The organism is Salinimicrobium maris (assembly GCF_049680855.1).
In the GTDB taxonomy this organism is placed as follows: Bacteria; Bacteroidota; Bacteroidia; order Flavobacteriales; family Flavobacteriaceae; genus Salinimicrobium.
This window is the reverse complement of sequence record NZ_JBMPGS010000001.1, coordinates 1,081,344-1,098,844: the sequence shown is the minus strand read 5'-3', so window position 1 is coordinate 1,098,844 and position 17,501 is coordinate 1,081,344. Positions and strand designations below refer to the sequence as shown.

Genomic DNA, 17,501 nt, shown 5'->3' with positions numbered 1-17,501 from the left:
TCTCTTTAATTCTATTACCCTATCGGGTAACTAGGTTTTAAAACAAAAGTAATCTTCATTTTCACATAAATTGTTATTAAGAAGATATTTTTAGGTTCTTATTTTCTTAAAATTCCTTTTTTGAGGAAATATCTGCTAAAGTATTATTGCCCAGCACCTTCAATGTGCTGTCCCTTACCTGGATCATTAATGCATGTACAGAACAGGTTTCTTCGTCTGGGCAGTCTTCGCATTTTTCGTAGTAGTTTAAGCTTACGCAAGGAAGCATTGCAATGGGTCCTTCCAGCACGCGGATCACATTGGTCATTTGAATCTCCTTCGGTTCCTTGATCAAATAATATCCGCCGCCTTTGCCCTTTTTAGATCCCAGGTAACCAGATTTTCGTAAGCTTAACAAGATGCTTTCCAGGAACTTCTGTGAAATGTTCTCGCTTTTAGCTATTTCAGCTGTCTGCACCGGTTTTCTTTCCGATTTCTTCGCAATATAAGTCAGCGCCTTGATTCCGTATTTGGTTTTCTTCGAAAGCATGAGGCGAAGATAATTAATAAATCTCTTTTGCGATTCGTTCAGAAAATGATCTAAAAAAGCCATTTTTGGAAGGTATTCTACAGCGAGTTCCATAGATCAAACTTTTAAGGCCTGTTCCAGGTCGTTAATAATATCTTCTACATGCTCGAGTCCTACTGAAACTCTTATAAGTCCCGGCGTAATTCCGGCTTCCAGCTGTTCCTCTTCTTTTAATTTGCTGTGGGTCGTAGAAGCAGGATGCGTAACGATCGTGCGGGTATCTCCCAGGTTAGCCGATCTTGAACACAGCTGCACCTTATCAATAAATTTTCTGCCAGCTTCCAGTCCTCCTTTTATTTCAAAGGAAACCACATTTCCACCTAACTTCATCTGTTTCTTTGCGATCTCATACTGCGGATGCGACTTCAAAAAAGGATATTTCACCTGCTTTGCTTTTTCTGAATTCTCAAGAAATTCTGCCACTTTTAGAGCATTTTCACAATGTTTTTCCAGCCTTACCGGAAGGGTTTCCAGACTCTTTGACAAGATCCAGGCGTTGAAAGGCGATAAGGCAGGCCCTGTATTTCTTGAAAAAAAGTAAATCTCCCTGATCAATTCTGAACTTCCCACTGTGACTCCGCCCAAAACCCGGCCCTGCCCGTCAATTAATTTCGTGGCGGAATGAATAACGAGATCTGCGCCATATTTGATGGGATTCTGCAGATAAGGCGTCGCAAAACAATTATCAATTATGAGCAGAAGCTTATGCTTTTTCGCTATTTTTCCCAGCCGCTCCAGATCCAAAATGTCCACGCCCGGGTTCGTCGGACTTTCAGCAAAAATGACTTTAGTTTCAGGTTTAATGAAGTCTTCTATTCTTTCAGGTTCATTTACATTAAAATAGCTGTGCGTGATGTTCCACTTAGGAAAATATTTTGTCAGCAAGCTATGTGTAGAACCAAAAACAGATCTGGCTGAAACTATATGATCTCCGCTGTTCAAGAGCGCCGCAAGCGTGGAAAACACCGCAGACATTCCCGTAGCAAAAGCATAGCCGGCTTCTGCGCCTTCCATTTTGGCTACTTTCTCAACAAATTCTGAAGTGTTGGGATTGGAAAACCTGCTGTAAATATTCCTTTCCTTTTCTTCAGAAAAAGAAGCCCGCATCTCTTCGGCGTCTTCAAAAACATAACTGGAAGTGAGGTACACCGGCGCTGAGTGCTCAGAGTACTGCGTTCTTTCCATCTGGGTCCTTATCGCTTCAGTTTCAATGTGCATATTTTTGCTTTTAGTTCGATTAGGATTCTAATTCAACCTTTCCGATAACCTTAGCACATCTGCCACCACTCCTCTGGCCGTAACCGCTGCTCCTGCGCCGGCACCCTGGATCACCAGTGGCTGGTCGCCATAGGATTCGGTATAAATTTCAAACGAAGAATCGGCGTTCCTGAGGCTTCCAAAAGGGGATTTTTTACTCTCTTTTACGAGCTTCACCTCGAGCTTTCCACTGGCTATTTCCAGTTCCCCCACATGTCTTAGCACCTCATCTTCCTTTAATTCAGACTTGATTCTGCTGAAATCCTTATCAAGATCCTGCTTTTTGCTCTGGAAATCTTTCACCGAGCTTTTTCCGTTCAAATGTTTTGGCACCAGATCTTCAATTTTGATCTCGGAAAGCTCTTTTTTCAGCTTTAGTTCTCTCGCCAGGATCAACAGCTTCCTGCCCACATCTTTACCCGAAAGATCTACGCGTGGATCTGGCTCTGTAAAACCTTTTTCTTCCGCTTCCGTCAAGATTTCTGAAAAATTTTTGCTTCCTTCAGAAAAGGTGTTGAAAATATAACTCAGGGAACCTGAAAACACGCCTCGCACGCGGGTGATCTTCTCGCCTGCTTGGTGTAATCCCTGCAACGTCTGGATTATTGGAAGGCCTGCGCCTACATTGGTTTCATAAAAGAAGAATTTTTTGTGCTTTTTGAGCGCTTTCCGCAGGTCCTCGTAAAATTCCGAAGAAAGTGTGTTCGCAACTTTATTTGCCGCAATGATATGGAAACCTTCTTCAATTAAGAGCTTATAATGATCAACGAAAGTTTCGCTGGCAGTCGCGTCTATGGCTACAGGATTTTCATAACCCTGCTCCTTTACCAAGTGAATGATCTCCTCCAGCTTATACGGAAATCCAAAAGCCTGAAAATCTGTTCCCCAGGAAGGAGTCACCGTTTGCTGATCAAAAAAAGCAGTTGTGGAATTCGCAATTACTGGAATGTTCACCTGCAAATCCTGCTCCAGCTGCAGGTTCTCCCTTGCCGCCAGCACTTGATTTATTAATGTACTTCCCACGTTACCCGTTCCAAAGAGTACGATATTTATCTTCTTCATTTTTATGTTTTTCCGGTTGAAAAATTGGTTTTAGAAACTTCGCCACCTGCCTGTTTTCAATTAAAAAGGCATCGTGACCATGAATGGATTTTATTTCATTAATGCTGATGTTGTCCTTGATGAGGGAAAGCTCCACGTAGGTTTCCCAGTTCTCTTCTGCAAGAAAGAACCAGTCCGAGTCTATCGTTATGATATGTATATTTCCTTTGATATTCGCAGCTGCATCCAGATAATTTCCTGTCCCGTTGCTAATGTCTATCGTGGTAAGAAGGTGGTTCATCAATTTATAGGAAGCCAGCTGAAACCTCTTTTCCAGCTTTTCCCCGTGATGCGACAACCAGCTGTGCACATTAAACTCCAGACTTTCATTTTTACTGCGCCTGAATTTTTGTGTAAATGATTGCGGAGTACGATAAAAGGTCATGGCGTGCTGCCGGGCATCCTGCACCGGCGTAACGGAATTATTGAGAATCTGGTCCTGTACCTTGCAGTGCGCAAGAATCCAATCTGTCGCTTTAAAATCTGTAGCAATTGGAATCAAATTTTCAATAAGTTTGGGCGCGAGTACGGCGAGTTCCCAAACCAGGGCCCCGCCAATAGAACCTCCAATGGCAGCAAAGAGCTTGTGAATTCCAAGTTCATTTAGACCGGTAAGAAATATTTGTGCAATATCATTTAAGCTGAATTCCCTATAGTTGTGAATAAGGTGCTCCCTTTGTTCATCAAAACCGTTCCCGGGAATATCAAAAGAAATAATGCTGAAAATTTCTGTGTCAATACAGCGTCTTGGCCCTACAATGCTGTTCCACCAACCCTGTTCCCCTGTCACCTGCGAATTTGCAGTAAGGGAATGATTCACCAGTACCACAGGCGCAGTTCCCAGAGGCTGTCCAAAAATTTGATAATTTAATGCTATTTTTTGAACCGTTCCTGCGGAATTTTTAAATAAAGGAATAATTATTTCCTGAAGCATGTTTCTGTTTTTTTTTGTTAAAGACAACAGGAAGAAAACTCATTTGATCTTCCTGTTGCCACACAACCAACACAATTTATACTAACTCAATACTTTTTTACCAATTTTTGAAAAAGCCTCTTTCAGATCATTCTTCAGGTCGTCTATATCCTCCAGTCCAACAGAAAGACGAATGAGATCTTTTGTTACTCCTGTAGATGTCTGTTGTTCATCGCTTAACTGCTGGTGGGTGGTACTTGCGGGGTGAATAATAAGGGACTTACTATCGCCTATGTTTGCCAAAAGAGAGAATATCTTAGTCTCATCGGCAACTACTTTAGCCGATTCAAAACCGCCTTCCACACCGAAGGTAAGTACACCGCTTTGCCCGTCTGGCAGATACTTCTTGGCAAGTTCATAGTATTTACTGTCTTCCAGCCCCGGATAATTCACCCACTTTACTTCGGGTTGTTCCTTCAGCCATTTTGCAAGTTCAAGTGCATTTTCGCTGTGTTTTTTAATACGAATCTCCAATGTCTCCAGCCCCTGTAAAATCTGAAAAGCATTAAACGGACTAAGTGCGGCACCGTGGTCGCGCAGTCCTTCCACTCTCACCTTGGCAATAAATGCTGCTTCCTCAAGTGCTTCATGATATACGAGGCCGTGGTAACCGGGAGAAGGCTCTGTAAACTCAGGAAATTTACCGTTTGCCCAGTTAAATTTTCCGGCGTCAATAATAACACCTCCCAGTGCAGTTCCGTTTCCGTTTACATATTTTGTGAGAGAATGGATAACGATATCTGCACCGTGCTCTATAGGTTTCACAAGAGCAGAAGTTGCGACTGTGTTATCCACTATTAACGGCACCTTATGCTCTTTTGCATATTTTGAGATCCCTTCAATATCCAACACATCGAGCTTCGGATTTCCCAGGGATTCAATAAAGAAGACTCGAGTATTTTCTTTTGCTGCCTTTTTAAAATTTTCAGGATTGGAAGGATCTACAAAAGTGGTGTTGATCCCGAAGCGCGGTAAGGTAACACTTAAAAGATTATAGGTTCCTCCATACAGGCTGCTGGATGCCACAATGTGATCTCCTGCCCTTAGCAGCGTGAGCAAAGTCGTATTGATCGCCGCCGTTCCTGAAGCTGTCACTACCGCGGCAATTCCTCCTTCGAGTGCAGCCAGGCGCTGCTCGAGGACATCGTTTGTCGGGTTATTTATGCGGGTGTAGATATAACCCGGTTCAGCAAGTGAAAAAAGGTTGGCAGCATGATCTGAATTCTTAAAGACATAAGAAGTAGATTGGTAAATGGGAATTGCGCGGGTTCCGCCGTTGGCGGCTACGTCATGTCCTGCGTGTAATGCGTTTGTTGCAAATTTTTGAGTGCTCATAATTGAAAGTTTTAATGGTTGTGATTTATTTTTAAGATAATTCTGCTTTTGTAGGATTGTTTAAAAAAAAATCCCCCTGGCCGGTTTGCCAGGGGGATTTTAGAATTGAACTTTATAAAACTAAACTAAATCCTAATTTTCTGGCAATAGCGTTGCGGTGCGTACATCATACACATGTTCATCATCATACACATCATCATAATTGCTATTGCTGTTATTGGTATCATTGTCTTTTCTTTAATTATCCTGAAATAAGTTCAGAATGGTTTTTTATGCTCCTTCCTCCTCTTGGGAAGAAAAAATTCTATAAACAAAAAAAGCCGCTGCGGTCGGCAGCGGCTTTTACAATTTATCTTTTCAGGATCATGCAATAAGACGCGCTGCGGAGTTTTTCCACATCATGCACATCATATTACAAATTACCTGGTTCATTTCTTTTTTTGTCTGAAGCAAAGTTAACGACAGAAAATATTAGAAAACAAATTTATTTTCTGATTTATTGAAAATAAGTTGAAAATTCCTGTCCAAAAAGCCCTTCCAAGATGCTGAGAATGAATTTGTAAAAAGCACCACATCCCCTGAAAAGTCAAGCATTTCCGTCTGCTTTTGCTTTTAACAGAAAACGCAAAAGGTATACTAAAAACTATTAAAAAAATTTGCAGGAATCCCTTAGTCCATAACTTTGTTCCCAACGAAAATTACCCTTTTAGGGCAATCAAAATTTATAATTATGAAAAAGATCTTACTATTAGCAACATTTTTTATTGTTGGAATCACACAAAATGCACACGCTCAATTACAGGAAGGTAATATCCTTTTAGGTACAGATATAGGTAGTGGTATTGCTACTTCATCTACCAATGGACTGTTTGGCCTCAACCTGGGGCTTGATGAAGATTCAGGATATAATATTGGTATTAGCCCAAAAATAGGGTATTTCTTTAGCAACGATTTTGTTGCCGGTGCCATCGTAAATTTGGGTTATAACAACGCCGCAGGAGACGATGATGATACGGCCAATACTTTTCTTTATGGGGTACAGGCCTTCAGTAGGTATTACCTCACTCCATCAGAGGTTGATTTGGGCGACAGCGTTCCTGCAGGACAATTTTTTATTGAAACCCAGGCGGGTATTGCCGGGCGTAACATTGAAGGCGGAGATTCCACCAATGGTTTTGCCTTTGGATTTGGACCCGGTTATTCTTACTTCTTGAATAGCAATGTAGCTCTTGAAGCAACCGTAAAATATAACGGACTTGCAGGTGGAGGAAATGACAATTATCAAAATTCTCTTGGTGTAAATCTGGGTATTATAGTTTCCCTGCCAAGATCACGGGCAGAGAGCGCAGTTGAAGATTTTGAATAATCCTGCGATCACCTAACTTACAAAAGCTTTCCAAAAATGTCATTTTTGGAAAGCTTTTTTATTTACAGCTCATTCGTACAAACATGTTGAAAGTTTTTCATAGCTTCTGCTAAAGGCTCTCGTGAACATACAGGTCTAAAAAGAAGTTAAACTGAAAGGAAGATTCAATCTAATTTTTATACATTTGCTGCTGATTTATTACAGGGAATGATTTGACTGATTGCAACCCTCATAAAATGCTAAAGCAGTGAAAACTCCTCTAGCCCTTCACGTCAAATTTTATCCTTAAAATTTAATTTTAAAACAAGAAGCATGGCTTATTTATTTACTTCGGAAAGTGTTTCTGAAGGCCACCCGGATAAAATTGCAGACCAGATTAGTGATACATTACTCGACAACTTCCTCGCATTTGATGAAAAATCCAAGGTAGCCTGTGAAACCCTGGTTACTACGGGACAGGTGGTACTTGCCGGTGAAGTAAGAAGTGATACATATCTCGATGTTCAAAACATTGCCAGGGAAGTAATTAATGATATAGGTTACACCAAAGGCGCATACAAGTTTAGTGGCGATTCTTGTGGTGTGATTTCTCTTATTCACGAACAATCACAGGAAATTTACCAGGGAGTAGACCGTGAAGATAAAGAACAGGGTGCAGGAGACCAGGGAATGATGTTTGGTTATGCCACTAATGAAACGGAAAACTACATGCCGCTTGCGCTTGATATTTCTCACAAAATCCTTATTGAGCTTGCCAAATTAAGAAGAGAAGGAAAGGAAATTTCTTATCTTCGGCCAGACTCGAAAAGCCAGGTGACGATTGAATACAGCGACGACAACGTTCCTCAACGTATCGTTGCAATTGTCGTTTCCACCCAACACGATGAATTTGATGAGGATGATAGCAGGATGCTCGAGAAGATCAAAAAAGATATCATTAAGATCCTCATTCCGCGGGTACAGGAACAACTTCCTGATTATGTAAAGAAACTGTTTAACGACGACATCACTTATCATATCAACCCTACGGGAAAATTCGTAATTGGAGGACCCCACGGTGATACCGGCCTCACCGGAAGAAAGATCATAGTCGATACTTACGGTGGTAAAGGAGCACACGGCGGTGGTGCATTTTCAGGAAAAGATCCCAGTAAGGTAGATCGTTCTGCAGCATATGCGTCAAGGCACGTGGCAAAAAACCTTGTGGCTGCCGGAGTTGCAGATGAGGTCCTGGTACAGGTTTCTTACGCCATTGGAGTAGTAGAACCTACTTCTATAGCAGTAGAAACCTATGGAACTGCAAAAGTGGATTTAAAAGACGGGGAAATTGCCCGCAAGGTTGCAGATATTTTTGACATGAGACCTGCCGCGATCGAGAAGCGATTAAAACTTCGAAACCCTATTTATCGGGAAACTGCGGCCTATGGACACATGGGGAAAGAATCCCGCAAGATCACCAAAATTTTTGAAAGTCCGTATAACGGAAAAATTACTCGAGAGGTCGAACTTTTTACCTGGGAAAAACTGGATTACACAGACAAGGTAAAAGAGGCTTTCGGGCTATAATTTTTTTCAAAAAATATAAAGAAAACTGTTGGAGATTAATGTGAAACGTCTTCCTGAACTTGTTTCAGGCTCTCATCAAAAGAAGCTGAAACAAGTTCAGCTTGACTAAACATATTACTTTTCCAACAGTTTTTTTATTTACTGCTACTATTCTCTAAAGGTATTTCTAAAAACATGTATTACTGAAGCACATGTGTTGCAAGCAACTTTTGCACGTCATACACATTTACAGATTTATTGAACCTCTTCGAGATGCTGGGTTGCTGCTCACCCGAGATCCATATTTTTAGCTCTGCGTCCAGGTCAAAAGTGCCGGAGGTCTCAACACTAAACCGCGAAATGCTCTTATATAGAACAGAGAAATATTCAGTTTTTCGGCCTGTAAGCCCCTGAACATCTACCAAAATTAATCTTTTGTTTGTAAAAATAAAGGTGTCTCGCAATAGCTTGAAACCCACATGGATGGTTTCCTGTTCGATGAGGAGTTTACCATAATCGTTCTGCAGCTTGTCATTATCTACTGTCCCTGCATTTCCCAGTATTGAAGAAAATATTCCCATAGGTGTGTATGTTTGAATTTCAGCCCAATGTAGGAAACAAAGCAGATTTACCATATAAACTTTCTAGAATTCCTTAACAAAAAAGCCCTTTTCAGGACTTCATGTTTAGAACACTAAATCCTGCAGGGCTGCTCATTTTATGCTGAAGTAATTTCTAGATAGTGGGCGATCCTCCCGTTACCTGTACGGTTGAACCGGTCATATAGCTGGAATCTTCAGAAGCCAGCAGCACATAGCTTGGCGCCAGCTCTGCAGGTTGCCCTGCTCTTCCCAGCGGCAAATCCTTTCCGAAGGATTGCACCTGGTCCTGTGGCATTGTTGAAGGAATCAGTGGTGTCCAAATTGGTCCCGGAGCCACACAATTCACACGTATACCTTTTTCTGCCCAAATTTGCCCCAGGTTTGCCGTATAATTTTGAATCGCTCCCTTTGTCGCCGCATAAGCAAGCAATTTAGGATGCGGCTTGTAAGCATTGATCGACGTGGTATTTACCACTGTACTACCCGGCTTCATGTGAGGCTCGGCAGCTTTACAAAGGTAGAACATGGAATAGATATTTGTGCGAAAAGTGTAATCCCATTCCTCACTGGAGATCTCCTGTACCGAGTCGTGCGCCATTTGAAACGCAGCGTTATTCACCAGGATATCTATCTGGCCGAATTCTTCCACGGCACGCTCCACGATCTTACGACATTGTTGTTCCTGACTCACATCACCTGCTACTAGGACAGCTTTCTTTCCTGCTTTTTCAATCCATTTTGCGGTTTCTTTGGCATCTTCATGTTCTTCTAAATATGAGATAAGCACGTTTGCTCCTTCACGTGCAAATGCAATAGCCACTGCCCTGCCAATTCCCGAATCACCCCCAGTAATGACAGCATTTTTACCTTCCAGTTTACCAGAACCTTTATAAGATTCTTCCCCGTGATCTACTTTGGGATTCATTTCTTCTTCCTTGCCTGGCACCTCCTGTCTTTGTTCAGGATATGGAGGTTGTGGATGTTTTTGTTTTGGATCTTCCATAATTGCAATTTTATTTGTTTTACTTCACTAATGCTGAACTTCCAATTCACCCTTAGCACTTTCCCTTAAAATTAAAATTCTCGTTTTATTGAGCGCCTAAAGGAGCTGATAAAACTTTACTAAACTTCAAGTGCATTTTCTTAAAACATTAGGATCCAAAAATGGTTTTTGAAACCATTACTTTTACATCAGCTGTTTTCTACACTTTTGTCATCTCCAACAACTTCAAAACCGTCTTCCAGTTGCGGGTAGTGGCCTTTACTTTCAGTTTACTTTCAAAAAACTGATTGCTGAGTTTGGTTTTATGGTATTTCCCGGCGCAGTCAATAAATATATTTTTTCCAATAAGCCGAAAAGAATCTGGTGAGAAATCCAAATTTTTGAGCTTTTCTTCATTTTCATCTTCAGGAACATCACCTAAAAAAGTAACGTGCAGCCGGGAAATATCCGTTTCAGGTAAAAAAGGATTTTCGGAGTAGATCTTTTCGAATTCATCTGAAGTTCTAATGATCACCGGCACTTCAAAACCAAATTTTTCGAGGATTGCCTGCTCGATCTCTTCTGAAATTGTTACTTCCGAAATAATTTCGTTTCCGCAGAAGATCACATTCCCGCTTTGGATGTAGGTTTGCACCTCGTTGAAACCCAATTTTTCAAACAGCAGCTTGAGGTCCTTCATCAGGATCTTTCTTTTCCCGCCTACATTTATACCTCTTAAAATAGCAACGTATTTTGTCATTTTTGAATGTTTTAGAACCCTTTTTCTGCTTAATTTGGAACTACATTTAATCTTCTCCTGCTCCGGTAATTTTAATAGTTTGTTTCTTTTCCGGCGGATTTTTCACACGAACCTGGATCAGCTCGTAATTCCAGCTTTCACCTGCCCTTTCTGCAGAAATATCCAGCATCGCATTGGTTTTAGCGCCCTTGATCTTGATGGTGAGATCTACAGAATTATTGTCATTTGAATATTTCACCGCACCGTTAAAAATAGCCATTTTATCAACGGGTGCTATTTCGCCCAGCACCTGTTGCACGCGCTCATTTTCCCGGACTTGCGCTACGGCCTTTTCCACCAGTTCATCTTCGGCATAAGCCTGTGCAAAATTGTTGAAGACGTTGCCAAAAGTCCAGTGAATGAAGAAGCCGGTTATTAGAATGAGAACGCCAGCCAGGGGCACAAACCATTTCATATTTTGTTCCCACCAGGTTCTTTGTGAATTGATTTGGTTCATAACAGGTTCTTTCCTATTTAAAAAAGGGGATTATTCGCTTATTTTTAAAAGTTCTTTCACCGAAACAGAATCTAAAAGGCGCGGTGCATTTGCAGAGATTATCTTCCCACTTTCATCCATAACCGTGTACCTTGGCACAGAAATAACTTCATTCAACCCACGAATTTTCAAAAATGTAAGAATCCTGGAATTTTCGACATTTAAAATTTTGTACTGCTCCCCCGGGGCTAACACTTCTTTAAGTAAAGCAGATTTTTTCTGCCAGCGCTCCCTATCCTTTTCTACGGAAATATAAATGAACTCCACATTTTTCTCAGCAGTAAGACGCTCCTTAAATTCCTGGGAATTTGTAAAATCGACTATACACGGCGGGCACCAGCTGGCCCAAAAATCTAGATATTTTATTTTTCCTTCGGCTCGATCCATAACCTCGCCCATCGTTAAGGTATCTCCCTGGAGGCTTACCAGTTTTTCATTTCTAATTTCCGTGGGAAGGTTGCTATCCATAAGCGCCAGCTCCTCCTCTATTATAGAAATTTCCTCAAGGTATGAAGGTGGTAAATTTTGCTTTTTATATTCTGTTATCCTCTCTTGAAAGAAGTTTCTGTCTTCACGTCCCCTTCCAAAATCCTTGCGATGATATTCCCAAAGCAATTTTCCCGTAGCTACGGTTTTTAATTCTTCCGAAAAATTGTTTCTAATGAAAGTCAATTCTCTTTTGAGATTTTCCCTGGTATAGCCGGGAACTTCATTTTGCGCAAAATAATGCCTTACCAAATCTACCAGGTTTCGCTTGAAATAATCATTATTTACAAGTTCAGGATGCTGCAAATCTTCAATGTCAACTCCATCAAAATAAGCCTGGAGATCCAGCATTTGTTCGTTACCTCTGCGTGTACCCGTAAGTATTGCGGCAATGCCTTCCATATTGTTGAAATAAATTCCTTCCAGGCCTTTAGCTTTAATCGTACGGGGCGCGACCAGATTATAGAGATATTCATATTTCAATTCTGCAGCAACCTGTTCTTTAAAAGCTTCGGAAACCTCTAAATTCTCTTCAAGGTATTTCTTAAAATACGCTTTTCGCCGGTTGTAAATATCCTCGGTAGAGGCCTTGTACTTCTGAAAATTTCCACGATACGGATTTTGGGCATAATCGTTACTGTCAAGCCCCGCATAAAAATTGTAATGTGCGGCATTATCTCCGAAGAATTTGAACGTGCCGTTTTGGTATTGAAGTTTAATCGTATCTCCCGGTGTCACTAAAAACCTCGTGCTGTTTTGGGTTTCGGCCATGTTGAAGATTTCCATCAGCTGCGGCTGCCGAATCTCTTTTAGCACAAATTGAACAGAATCTCCGGCATCTTTAAAAGTATCCCGCGGAAGTCCTTGCGGCTGGCTTCCGAAGAAATTAGAATAATCAAGCAATGTGAGGCCATCCAGCCCGTATTTATCATCTGTGGTTATCGTAAATATTACATGATTTGATATAGCATTGGCTTCCTCTTTTTCTACAATTTTGGCCTCCTCTACCAAAGAAGTTTCTTCAGGTTCCTTTTTTTCTTTACAACTAAGGAACAGGAAAACGAAAGAACAGGAAAACAGGAATTTTGCTGAAAGGTTTGAATTCATCACAGGAAAGTTATCTCCTAAAGATAAGTAAAAATGCCACTTTTTGGCATTTCCAAGCAATTTCATCTAGAAACAGATCCAAAAATGGTATTTTAAGCATCTTCTTTTGTAGCTTTCTCCCTTCCGAAGAAAATTTACCTTTTAAAACTTATAAGTAAAGCCCAGCAGGTAAAGATCATCGCTGCTGCTAAAGCTGAGCTCCATATGTTCCCGCTCATACGGAGTAGTGAAGAGAAAGGAACTTCCAATTCCCACCACCGCACCGGCAAGTACATCATAGCCGTCGTGTCGCGTGGCGTGAATTCGGCTGTAACCCGTAAAACCTGCTAAAAGATAGCCGGGAATACTGTATTTAAAGCCGTAGCGCCGGTGAATAAAGGCCGCCGACTGGAATGTGATGGAAGTGTGCCCAGATGGAAAAGCCTGTCCGCCACTGTTAAAAGGCCGGCGCTTATTTACGCCATATTTAAGAGCGGTGGTAACCGCAGCGTTGAGGGCAAAGCTCTTGGCAAACTGCCAGGTTCCCTGCCTGTCTTCCAAAATCAGCGTTGTTAACCCCGTAGCAGCAGGAAGTGCCAGTAGAATAACATCGCCAGATTTTTCAATGCTGCTGCTTTCAGGATCTATTAACTGCGCATTGCCAGTGGCAGGCTTCAGAAAAAGAAAACCAAAGAATAGAAAAATGAAAAAATATTTGATTTGGTTGAAAATGCTAAAACCTCCTGAAATTTCTCTTTTTTGCATGCGGAACAATCCTAATTTTAAATTCAACGGGATGAATCTTTGAATATTATAAAAAATCTATTTCAAAATGCCATTTCCTGGTCCTCTTTTTAAGAACATTGAAGATTTTTCCCATCCTATAAAAGTGCACAAAGCTAAAGGTTCCTAAACCTGCTACCCCGTTTCTTCTAAAATCCTTAACAGGAAGTTGCTCTAAAATGTCTAATTTTATTCGAATTCAAAACCACTGCTTATGTCGCTCTTCGGAAAAGTTAAAAATACGATCAACCTTTTAAAAGGGGTCGACCTGGATCAACTCGCGAAAATTAATGAAAAGATCGATCTTTCTGAAGCCATGAAGGCGCTGGGAACGCTGGACGACCAGCAATTGAAGGGCCTAATGAAAATGTTGAAGACCAAACGCCGAAAGGGCCAGGCAGATCTTCCTCCCATTGACGGTGATTTTTACGACCTCGACCTCAAATTGACAAAAGAGCAACGAGAGCTACAGTTGAAGGTTCGTAATTTCATGGAAGACGAAGTGCGGCCACTGGTAAATTCCCACTGGAACCGGGCAAAATTTCCATTTGAAATCATTGAAAAGTTCAAAAAATTAAACATCACCGGGGTCGCTTACAAAGGGTACGGCTGCCCCAACATGTCCTTTTTAATGGAAGGCATTATTGCCCAGGAAATCGCGCGGGTAGACGTTTCGGTTTCTACCTTTTTTGGGGTTCACAGCGGCCTGGCTATGGGTTCCATTTACCTCTGCGGAAGTGAAGAGCAAAAGCAGGAATGGCTGCCAAAGATGCAAAAACTGGAAAAAGTTGGTGCTTTTGGACTTACTGAACCCAACGTAGGATCTGGGGCTGCCGGCGGACTCGAAACTACCTGCCGCTTTGATGGGGAGAACTGGGTGATCAACGGTCAGAAAAAGTGGATTGGAAATGCCACTTTTGCCGATGTCATCATCATATGGGCCAGAGATGAGGAAAGCAACCAGGTAAAAGGATTCCTGGTCCGAAAAGGAAACCCGGGATTTAAAGCCGAAAAAATGCGAGACAAAATGGCTTTAAGGATCGTGCAAAATGCACTCATCACCCTTACCGACTGCAAAGTTCCTGAAAGCGACCGACTCCAGAACGCCAATTCTTTTAAAGACACCGCAAATGTACTAAGAATGACAAGAGCCGCAGTGGCCTGGCAGGCTGTAGGCTGCGCCCGTGGTGCCTATGAAAGCGCCTTAAAATATACCAAGAAAAGAGAACAGTTCGGTCGGCCTATCGCCTCTTATCAGCTTGTACAAAATCACCTGGTAGAAATGCTCTCCAATCTAACAGCTATGCAAACCATGGTTTATAGGCTTAGTGAACTGCAGGACCAGGGACTGCTAAAAGATGAGCATGCATCCCTGGCCAAGGTCTACTGCAGCATGAGAATGCGCGACGTGGTAAGCCGCGCCCGCGAAGTTATGGGTGGCAATGGAATTTTACTTGAATATGATGTGGCACGTTTTGTAGCCGACGCCGAAGCAATTTACAGCTATGAAGGCACCAAAGAAATTAATTCGCTCATCGTGGGCCGGGCTATTACTGGCTACAGTGCATTCGTGAGCTAAAACAAAAAAACTACAATTTAATGTCAATAGTAATAATAAGCGACCGGGATCCTAAAGCCTGGACAGAAGCATTAGCAGAAAATAAACCCCACCTTAAAGTTGAACTTTATCCCGAAGTAGAAAACAAAGAGGAAGTAGAATATGCACTTGTGTGGAATCATCCTTCGGGGGTTTTCGAAGAATTTCCAAATATAAAGGTCATCGCTTCTATGGGTGCAGGCGTAGATCATATTCTGCGGGACCCTCAACTTCCAAAAATGGCAAAAATCACCCGCATTGTAGATGAACAGCTCGCAAAAGACATGGCAGAATTTGTCCTGGCGCTGGTCTTGAACAAGCTTCGGAATTTATCACTGCACCAGTATTTTGAGCAGGAAAAAGAATGGAAACCTAAGAGCTACCAACGCATTCAGGAAATTACCGTAGGCATCATGGGAATGGGTGAACTGGGAACAAGCGTTGGCAAAAAACTGGTCGATAATAATTTTGAAGTCATTGGTTGGGCAGGTTCAAAAAAAGACCTTCAGGATATAAAAGTTTATTCAGGAGAAGAGGAACTGGATGAATTTCTATCCAAAAGTGACATTTTAATCTGTCTTTTACCGCTGACTCCGCAAACGGAAAACATCCTGAATAAAGACCTTTTTCAGAAGTTACCAAAAGGTGCCTACCTCATCAATGTCGCTCGCGGCAAACACCTGGTAGAAGAGGATTTACTAAAAATGCTGGACAATGAACAACTTTCGGGAGCCGCACTGGATGTTTTCAGGACAGAACCTTTACCCAAGGACCATCCTTTCTGGAAACATGAAAAGGTACAGGTGACGCCACATATTGCCAGCGTTACCAAGCCATCTTCTGTAGTCTCGCAGGTGCTGGAAAATTATGAACGCATGAAGGCGCACGAGCCCCTTAAAAATGTCGTTGATAAACAAAAAGGTTATTAAAAAATACATTTTTCAATACTGCATCTAAAGAAAACAGCATGATATCATTGAACGAACTTGAATCGATCCACCAACAGATTCAGCCGTACATTCACCGCACGCCGGTGCTCACTTCGCAGCTACTTAATGAGATTTCAGAAGCTGAGTTATTCTTCAAGTGCGAGAATTTTCAAAAGATGGGAGCTTTTAAAATGCGGGGCGCAGCCGCTGTAATCTTAAACCTTTCGGCTGAACAACAGCAAAAAGGCGTGGTGACCCACTCCTCGGGAAATTTCGCACAGGCGGTTTCCCTTGCAGCCAAGAAAATTGGGGTACCCGCCTATATTGTAATGCCGTCTTCGGCACCACAGGTAAAAAAGGATGCTGTAAAAGCTTATGGTGGCAAAATCACCCTTTGCGCTCCCAATCTCCCGGCGCGCGAGAAAGCTGCAGAAAAAATTATAGAAGAAACCGGAGCAACTTTCGTGCATCCCTCGAATGATCTAGATGTGATCTACGGCCAGGGTACAGCGGCCCTTGAGTTGCTTCAGGATTACCCAGAACTTCATTATTTAGTGACGCCGGTGGGCGGCGGCGGACTTACAGCCGGTTCAGCGCTGGCTGCCACACTGTTCTCGGAAAAATGCAAAAGCATTGGAACCGAACCTTTTAAAGCCGACGATGCCTATCGTTCCCTTCAAAGCGGAAAAATTGAAACCAATGAAACCACCGACACGATGGCGGACGGACTTCGAACTCAGCTGGGAGACAAAAATTTTCCTCTCATAAAAAAATATGTAGACGAGATCATACGGGTCGAAGAGGAAGAAATAATTACGGCGCTTCGACTAATCTGGGAGCGAATGAAAATTGTGGTTGAACCTTCGAGTGCGGTGGCGCTGGCAGGAGTTTTAAGAGAAAAAGAGAAATTCAGAGACAGGAAGGTCGGGATCATACTTACGGGTGGTAATGTAGATCTTCAAAATTTACCTTTTTAAAGCTTTTTTTGAAGAAAGAAAAGTGCTGCAATCGCAGGGCTGTATGAAATTAAATTCTACCCGTCACCCTCTGAATTTATTTCAGGATCTTATCATCACGAAAATCATGAGACACTAAAATTACCCACGCTTTTGAATAGCACGACGATTACTAACTGCAGCTTTCTATTCTTTTGAAGTCATTCTAATCCTGCCGAGCACCATCCAAATTCCTCCGGCACCAATTAAAGCTCCTGAAAGGAAATGCAGGTTTTTATCATCAAAATAGTAGCCAATTGCAATTCCTGCCATGAACAGCAGGAAACCCAGAATTCTTACGAGATTCATTCTTCCCCTTTTTACATTGATTTTAAGCCAACAAGCTTGGAAAGACAAAAGAAAAGGGGCTTTTTCCAGTCTTAGCAACTTGTAATTTATCATGTAGGGTGGTCTAAAATAAGCACAAAAATTGGAGCCAAAAAATATTGTAAGAAAAATCTTTAAAAAACTGCAAATTTTTGTGAAAGAGGGTATTATAAATTCTTCGCTGTTTCTGGGGATAATTTAGCAAATAAGGCTATCTGGACGCCATCTTTTTTAGGAGATACACAAATCCAGTAGCAATCAAACCTGCAAAAGA

Annotated in this window: 17 protein-coding genes; 5 read left to right on the top strand and 12 right to left on the bottom strand. The window is 41.8% G+C overall.

What is annotated here, in order from left to right; genetic code table 11:
- Positions 1-106: 106 nt before the first annotated feature.
- The 5 genes from ACOV1Q_RS05200 to ACOV1Q_RS05180 form a co-directional block, all read right to left on the bottom strand.
- Complete coding sequence (locus ACOV1Q_RS05200) at positions 107-529, bottom strand: RrF2 family transcriptional regulator (RefSeq protein WP_424493399.1); 423 nt, start codon at positions 527-529, stop codon at positions 107-109.
- A 96-nt stretch (positions 530-625) separates the two neighbouring features.
- A complete protein-coding gene (locus ACOV1Q_RS05195; RefSeq protein ID WP_424493301.1) occupies positions 626-1,786 on the bottom strand; it encodes a trans-sulfuration enzyme family protein in 1,161 nt (386 codons plus the stop codon).
- Between the two features lie 27 nt (positions 1,787-1,813).
- Positions 1,814-2,887: a homoserine dehydrogenase family protein gene (locus tag ACOV1Q_RS05190; RefSeq protein ID WP_424493300.1), complete on the bottom strand. Its 1,074-nt coding sequence runs from the start codon at positions 2,885-2,887 to the stop codon at positions 1,814-1,816.
- Positions 2,850-3,860 (bottom strand): alpha/beta fold hydrolase, encoded by a 1,011-nt coding sequence (locus ACOV1Q_RS05185; RefSeq protein ID WP_424493299.1) that lies wholly within the window; start codon positions 3,858-3,860, stop codon positions 2,850-2,852. The genes ACOV1Q_RS05190 and ACOV1Q_RS05185 overlap by 38 nt, the downstream gene beginning before the upstream one ends.
- 81 nt (positions 3,861-3,941) lie before the next feature.
- Complete coding sequence (locus ACOV1Q_RS05180; protein ID WP_424493298.1) at positions 3,942-5,234, bottom strand: O-acetylhomoserine aminocarboxypropyltransferase/cysteine synthase family protein; 1,293 nt, start codon at positions 5,232-5,234, stop codon at positions 3,942-3,944.
- A gap of 730 nt (positions 5,235-5,964) precedes the next feature.
- Here ACOV1Q_RS05180 and ACOV1Q_RS05175 point away from each other — a divergent pair.
- Both ACOV1Q_RS05175 and metK read left to right on the top strand, forming a co-directional pair.
- Positions 5,965-6,600 (top strand): hypothetical protein, encoded by a 636-nt coding sequence (locus ACOV1Q_RS05175; protein ID WP_424493297.1) that lies wholly within the window; start codon positions 5,965-5,967, stop codon positions 6,598-6,600.
- A 312-nt stretch (positions 6,601-6,912) separates the two neighbouring features.
- The gene (metK, locus tag ACOV1Q_RS05170; RefSeq protein WP_424493296.1) at positions 6,913-8,166 is read left to right on the top strand and encodes a methionine adenosyltransferase; all 1,254 of its coding nucleotides are present in this window, start codon (positions 6,913-6,915) and stop codon (positions 8,164-8,166) included.
- A gap of 179 nt (positions 8,167-8,345) precedes the next feature.
- Here the strand turns inward: metK and ACOV1Q_RS05165 are convergent, their stop codons facing one another.
- The 6 genes from ACOV1Q_RS05165 to ACOV1Q_RS05140 form a co-directional block, all read right to left on the bottom strand.
- Entirely contained in the window at positions 8,346-8,726 is a 381-nt protein-coding gene (locus tag ACOV1Q_RS05165; protein ID WP_424493295.1) for a PH domain-containing protein, read from the bottom strand.
- A gap of 154 nt (positions 8,727-8,880) precedes the next feature.
- Positions 8,881-9,750, bottom strand: coding sequence for an SDR family oxidoreductase (locus ACOV1Q_RS05160; protein WP_424493294.1), 870 nt, complete (start codon positions 9,748-9,750; stop codon positions 8,881-8,883).
- A 199-nt stretch (positions 9,751-9,949) separates the two neighbouring features.
- Positions 9,950-10,489, bottom strand: a complete 540-nt coding sequence (locus ACOV1Q_RS05155; RefSeq protein WP_424493293.1) for a DUF1697 domain-containing protein — start codon at positions 10,487-10,489, stop codon at positions 9,950-9,952.
- Positions 10,490-10,535: 46 nt separating this feature from the next.
- The gene (locus tag ACOV1Q_RS05150; protein ID WP_424493292.1) at positions 10,536-10,985 is read right to left on the bottom strand and encodes a cytochrome c oxidase assembly factor Coa1 family protein; all 450 of its coding nucleotides are present in this window, start codon (positions 10,983-10,985) and stop codon (positions 10,536-10,538) included.
- Positions 10,986-11,015: 30 nt separating this feature from the next.
- Positions 11,016-12,683 (bottom strand): TlpA family protein disulfide reductase, encoded by a 1,668-nt coding sequence (locus ACOV1Q_RS05145; RefSeq protein ID WP_424493291.1) that lies wholly within the window; start codon positions 12,681-12,683, stop codon positions 11,016-11,018.
- A gap of 75 nt (positions 12,684-12,758) precedes the next feature.
- Complete coding sequence (locus tag ACOV1Q_RS05140; RefSeq protein WP_424493290.1) at positions 12,759-13,361, bottom strand: phosphatase PAP2 family protein; 603 nt, start codon at positions 13,359-13,361, stop codon at positions 12,759-12,761.
- A 232-nt stretch (positions 13,362-13,593) separates the two neighbouring features.
- Between ACOV1Q_RS05140 and ACOV1Q_RS05135 the strand changes: the two genes are divergently transcribed.
- The 3 genes from ACOV1Q_RS05135 to ACOV1Q_RS05125 are packed head-to-tail and all read left to right on the top strand — an operon-like array spanning position 13,594 to position 16,882.
- Entirely contained in the window at positions 13,594-14,958 is a 1,365-nt protein-coding gene (locus ACOV1Q_RS05135; RefSeq protein ID WP_424493289.1) for an acyl-CoA dehydrogenase family protein, read from the top strand.
- A 20-nt stretch (positions 14,959-14,978) separates the two neighbouring features.
- The gene (locus ACOV1Q_RS05130) at positions 14,979-15,905 is read left to right on the top strand and encodes a 2-hydroxyacid dehydrogenase (RefSeq protein WP_424493288.1); all 927 of its coding nucleotides are present in this window, start codon (positions 14,979-14,981) and stop codon (positions 15,903-15,905) included.
- A gap of 38 nt (positions 15,906-15,943) precedes the next feature.
- Complete coding sequence (locus ACOV1Q_RS05125) at positions 15,944-16,882, top strand: pyridoxal-phosphate dependent enzyme (RefSeq protein WP_424493287.1); 939 nt, start codon at positions 15,944-15,946, stop codon at positions 16,880-16,882.
- 165 nt (positions 16,883-17,047) lie between these two features.
- Here the strand turns inward: ACOV1Q_RS05125 and ACOV1Q_RS05120 are convergent, their stop codons facing one another.
- Entirely contained in the window at positions 17,048-17,209 is a 162-nt protein-coding gene (locus ACOV1Q_RS05120) for a hypothetical protein (protein WP_424493286.1), read from the bottom strand.
- Positions 17,210-17,501: the final 292 nt, after the last annotated feature.